4 protein-coding genes and 1 pseudogene are annotated in these 5,997 nt (G+C 29.7%); all 5 read right to left on the reverse strand.

All coding sequences use genetic code 11. The features are described from left to right. Positions 1 to 624 precede the first annotated feature (624 nt). Positions 625 to 1,799, reverse strand: a pseudogene (locus tag MWH25_RS12335) (IS3 family transposase). A gap of 141 nt (positions 1,800 to 1,940) precedes the next feature. Further along, positions 1,941 to 2,132, reverse strand: a complete 192-nt coding sequence (locus MWH25_RS12340; protein WP_248627953.1) for a hypothetical protein — start codon at positions 2,130 to 2,132, stop codon at positions 1,941 to 1,943. Positions 2,133 to 2,247: 115 nt separating this feature from the next. Next, positions 2,248 to 2,430, reverse strand: coding sequence for a hypothetical protein (locus tag MWH25_RS12345; protein ID WP_248627954.1), 183 nt, complete (start codon positions 2,428 to 2,430; stop codon positions 2,248 to 2,250). Positions 2,431 to 2,601: 171 nt separating this feature from the next. Then, positions 2,602 to 4,170 carry an AAA family ATPase gene (locus tag MWH25_RS12350; protein ID WP_248627955.1) on the reverse strand — a complete coding sequence of 523 codons (1,569 nt, stop codon included), beginning with the start codon at positions 4,168 to 4,170 and terminating at the stop codon, positions 2,602 to 2,604. A 229-nt stretch (positions 4,171 to 4,399) separates the two neighbouring features. Then, complete coding sequence (locus MWH25_RS12355; RefSeq protein ID WP_248627956.1) at positions 4,400 to 5,758, reverse strand: MATE family efflux transporter; 1,359 nt, start codon at positions 5,756 to 5,758, stop codon at positions 4,400 to 4,402. Between the last annotated feature and the right edge of the window lie 239 nt (positions 5,759 to 5,997).

The following is a 5,997-nucleotide window of genomic DNA, read 5'->3' on the forward strand; positions in this document are numbered from 1 at the left end:
ATTAATAGAATATCAAATTAGTTCTCAGTTGTCAAGAACTTTTTTAAATCTTTTTTTGTTGCCAATCTTTTTTCGCGACAACATTGAGTAGTATATCACTCTACTTCTAACTTGTCAAGAAAAGATTAAATTTCTATATTTCTTGCAAGCGACAATTAATAGAATAACATCTGTAAACTATAATGTCAAGAGATTTTTAAAATTAAACTTAGAATCTAAATTACTACATTATACATAAAGTAATATCATCTGCTTCAAATTAATACATGGTTTACTAATCATCTTATTTTTTACTGATATATAGCTTAACTTCAATTTACAATGTACAAAATTGGCAATTGACAATTAAAACCCTTAAATCTTATAATCAAAATCACCAAAGCTTATTACCACAAGGTTTTTCAAAGAACTTAAGCCTTTAAGAACTTGATCTTTAATTGTCAATTGTAAATCTATTTTGTAATAAAGCTTCACTTCGAACATCTACATTTCCAAAAACTTGCTTAAATTAACGCGTATGAAAGTAATATTTAAATTACATAACATTATTATATTAAGAATATCATACTTATCATATCTTAATCCTTTTTATCAATTACACACAACTGAGGTTCCCCCATTAGATTAGACACATAGTTTAGACGTTTTTCTCTCGTTTTCGTACTCTTCTGGACTTTTATAATCTAAGGTTGAATGTAAGCGATTTCTATTATAGAAAATCTCAATATATTTAAATATATCCTGTTTCGCCTGACTTCTAGTTTGGTATTTATTGTGATAAACTAGTTCTGTCTTTAGTGTACCAAAAAAACTTTCTGCTACTGCATTATCCCAACAGTTACCTTTACGACTCATTGATGATTTGAACTTGTTCTGCCAAAGTAATTTTTGAAAATCATGGCTTGCATACTGGCTGCCCTGATCTGAATGTACTATTAGGCCTTTCTCAGGACTACGCCTTTTTATGGCCATATTAAGAGCATCTATAACTAAATTCTTAGTCATTCTCTTTTGCATTGACCAGCCAACTATTTTACGAGAATAAAGGTCTATCATGACTGCTAAATACAACCAACCTTCTTTGGTAGATATATATGTAATGTCTGAAACCCAGACTTTATTTTTTTCAGTCACATCAAACTTACGATCTAAAAGGTTTTCTTTAATTGGCAAATTATGATTAGAATCAGTAGTAACTCTGAATTTTCGTTTCTATATTGCTTTTAATCCCAGTACTCTCATTAATCGTTCTACTCGCTTTCTATTGCACTTGAATCCTTCTTTTTTAAGCTGTTTATAAATACGTGGACTACCATAGCTTCCTCCACTTTCGGAGTATATTTGAGCTATTCTTAATTTTAATTTATAGTTTTCTTGTTTTCTTTTACTTGGTTTACGATTTAACCAACTGTAATATCCAGATCGGGAGACACCTAGTACCTGACACATTCTCGTTATAGGAAATTCATTGCGGTGCTCCCGAATGAAACCATATTTCATCTTGGTTTCTTTGAGAATATGCCGACTGCTTTTTTTAATATATCACGTTCTTGTTTAGCAATACGTAATTCCTCTTTTAACTTTTTGATTTCTTCCTGTTCAGGTGAAAGTTTTTGTTTACCTTGACCGGGAAAAGCTAGATCATTATTATCTCTATACTCTTTACGCCATCTAATTAAGTTATGGTAGCTAAGTCCTAAATCTTCAGCTATTTCTTTGCAGGTTTTTTCTGAATTGAAACTTAATTCAACAGTTTCACGTTTGAATTGTTCACTATAAGTTCTTCTGTCATCGTCCATTTGAAATCCCCCTTGAAGTAATTATATTATATATCTTAACTTACTGTCTAGCAAACAGGGGGAAGTTCACAACCTTTTAAGGAACCAAAGATAATTATAAGCAAAAAAACACCTCTTTAGGTGTTTTTTTAACTACATATTTCAATTTCCGAAATTCCCCTTAAAATAAACCAACCCTAACATAACTAAAGTTCCTACTACTGTCATTGCTGGATAAGCCCTAATAAATGGTTTATGTATTTTAACTCTAAAGTAGGACAAGACAAAAGGTACAGTCAAAACTTTGATTATATTAAATAATACAACAGCTATTATTACTTTTAATTTTTTCATATTTACTCCCTCTTAAAATTATAACTTTGTTTAAAGATTACCATGATAATGTCACCATGTCAATAGCAACTACTGTTAAATCTCTTTAGTTTTAAAAGTAATTAAGTCTTACTAGTTAATTCTTCAAAATCAATCTTTGAATTGAAATTAATGGTAAAGGCAAACCTAATAAGGAAGTTAAAAACATGACTAATATCTCTCCAATATTACATGATAAAATGTAACGAATAAACTTACGAATATTATCATAAATTGCTCTTCCTTCTTCTATTGCTGCTACAAAGGTAAGTGTGTACACTAGTACTATTCAAAAGAAGCTTGGAACAGAAGAGACAAGCTTTCCTTACAAGAGAACTCTCAAAGCACTATGTAATTTTTTTTCTGAACAACTAGAATAAATTCCTTTACATTATATAATAAAAACTGACCAGTTTTACTTAGCTAATAGCTGGTCAGTTATAACAATAATCTAAACTATCTCAACTTCTGATATATTTCTCTTTTCTGTAGAAAAGTTAATCCCAATTAAAACTATATCTTTTTCTTTTATTATATACTTATCCTTATAATTCCTCTTTTTTATCTGATTAATAGCATCATCAGCACTTTGATTACACTTAAACTCAATTATAAATACATTTTTAGCTGTTTCTACTACCATATCTATCCTACCCTCTGAAGTTAATAACTCAGAACTTACATCTAAATTATTATCTGAAAATAAAACGCTTGTTAAATAAAAAATCGTGTGATAAAAATCTTCTCTTTCTTTAACATCTGAAGATATATTTATATTGGATATATTACTAAATAATGATTTCATGTAATCTATAAAACTATCATAATCATTATTAATCAATGATTTCTTTATCTTATGAATTATAGGAATCTTTATCTTCTCCTGGGAAAAAGATTTGATTAAATTAAGATTAAAACCATGTTCAACTTCAAAATTTGGATAGCCTAATGTGTAGATTATCTTATCTTCTATATCCTTAATCGTTAAATAACCTGTTTGAAATAATAGTGGAATCAACTGTAATCTCTCTATATCATAAGCCTTAATCTCATCTCTACCTATCTCTATCTTTTCAAGCTTACTAACATCAAACTTTCTTTCTTTTATTAGATCTACTAAAAAATTTGGCGTTCCACTTTCAAACCAATAATTATTTAACTCTTGATAATCAAGAACATTAGCAATAGAAAAAGGATTATAAACTCTTGCATCTTCTCTGCCAAACCTAAATCCATTATACATCATTTTAATTTCAACAAATAGTTCTTCTATATCAATTCCAGATTTCTTAGCTAACTCTTCAAAATAATTTTTAAAATTATTTCTTAATTCATCTTCAGTATAACCTAACATTGTAACAAATCTAGGGTGCATATCTAATTCAATCAGGTTATTTAAAGTAGAAAATATTGATACTTTACTAAATTTAGATACCCCAGTAATAAAGACAAGTTTTAAATGTTTTTCTAAAGCCTTTAAATTATCATAAAGTATCTTCAGAAACTCTTTATTCTCTTTTGCTACTTCTATCCCATTTTCTCCTTTTCCTAAGTTTGAAATTATAGGTTTATCATATTCATCCACTAAAAATGATACTTTTTTATCATACTTTTTTGCTAATTTTTTTATTAACTTTGGAAACTGGTAGTATGGTTTATCTTCATCTAAATTAATATTATAATCATGGGCAATTTCATTTAACCTTTTACTTATACTTTCTTCTAAAACTTCTCTATTCTCATTAGGTATAGTATTAAAATCAAGTTTAATTACAGGATGCTCTTCCCAATCCCATTCTTGGTTATAAACATATAAATCTTTAAAAAGTTCCTTCTTGCCTTTAAAGAAAGCTTCTAAGGTGCTTATAAATAATGTCTTTCCAAATCTTCTAGGTCTTGAAAGAAAATAATAAGTATCTTGAGTTACAATATTATATAAATATTTAGTTTTATCTACATAAATAAATCCTCCATTTATTATCTCTTCAAAATCAGCTTTAGAAGTTGCTATCTTCTTCATCCCCATCCCCCTTCCATTTCATAGCCTTATCTTTATAGTATCATAATTTAATGATCTTTAAAACTAAAATCAGTTAGGTTTTTATAACTAACTGATTTAAAACTTACTTAATCTACTCTTTTTAATAAATTTCTAACTCTACTACCTTAATATTTTCATCATAAGCTCACAAACAACGTTATTATATAAAAAATTACAATATTTCACTAAGGGTTCATACAAATCAATTTTAATCAATTATTTTTGTCTTCCAAGTACCTTTAATAAACCAAAATATAACTACTAAAGCTCCTAAAAACTTGGCCAATAATATAGCCCACCAAACTCCTTTTTGACTAAGCCCCAACGTATAAGCCATAAAAAGCGAAAGCGGAATTTGTAATATCCACAGGGTTAATATTCGAAATAACATCTGCTCTACTGTATTCCCTGCCCCCTTTAAAGATTCTGATAATACTTGCTGGACTCCTAAAAAAGCAAAAGCAAATCCAGCAATCTTTAAATAATAACTACCTATTTCTATTACATTTAGGTTCTCCGTAAATAACATTATCAAATACGGAGCAACAAACAGTATAAGTGTAGCTACTAAAATCTGAAACCCAAATGTAATCCCTACACCCAACCAAGCAGTAATTCCAGCCTCATCAGGCTTGTCAGCACCCAAAAATTGACCTATTAACACTCCGGTAGCCCGCCCCACACCTTGAGCAGGCATTCTAATTAATGAGGTGATTCTATTAGTTATTCCCCAAGCAGCAAGAGTATATGTGCCAAAAGCAGTTACAATTGAAGTCATAACTGCCATTGCTAAAGACAAGGCTGACATCCCAATAGCAGCTGGAAAACCGACTTTAATTATTTGCTTAACCATCTCTTTATCAGGTTTAAGATAATCTAACTTGAGTTTAATTCCTTTCTTACCAGTAAAGAATAGATACATTCCTATAATTGCTCCGATAAAACGAGAAAATATCGTTGCTATAGCAGCACCCTTAATACCTAACTTCGGAAACAAAAACCAACCAAAGATTAAAAACGGATCTAAAATTATATTTATTAAAACAGTTATTAATTTGAGCTTCATTGGAGTTTTTGTATCACCAATTCCTTGAAGAGCTGAAGAAAATACAAAATAAACAAAAACCAAAGGAATACCCCACATTATTATTCTGAAGTATTCCCAAGCTGATTTTAATACTTCTGCCTCAGCTCCCATTACTTGTAATAGTTCTTCTCCTAAAATCAAACCTACTCCAGAAAAAAAGACTGAAATTACAACTGATAAAACCAAAACCTGCCCTGCTGCCAAATTAGCCATTTTCTGATTTTCTGCTCCAATATATTGCGAAATCAGTGTCATTCCAGCCACAGAAAAACCTCCAGCAAAAGAAAAAATTAAAAATATTAGTGGAAAAGATAAAGAAATTGCTGCTAAATACTCTGCTCCTAACCTTCCTACCCAAAAAGTATCAGCTAAATTATACATCAAATGCATAACATCACCGATTATGATTGGATAACTAAGAACTAATAAAGTAATTAATATTTTTTTATCAGTCAAATTTTCGCTTGATTTTATTTGCATAAAATCCCCCTCACACCAATCTCTTTCATATATACTCTTCCCTTCTTTTTAATCTCCAAATTTGAAGGCTATGAGTAAATATCACCTTACAAATCGCATAAGTAGGAACAACCAATACCATACCAATTAAACCGATCAAACTACCTGCCCCCAATATCAAAAAATAGAGATAGGTAATCCTTCAATAGTATTGTTACCTATTTTCAGATTTTCCCCCTCTTCACACCCAGCGTGAGATT

This window comes from Natroniella acetigena (genome assembly GCF_023227745.1).
Classification (GTDB): Bacteria; Bacillota; Halanaerobiia; order Halobacteroidales; family Halobacteroidaceae; genus Natroniella; species Natroniella acetigena.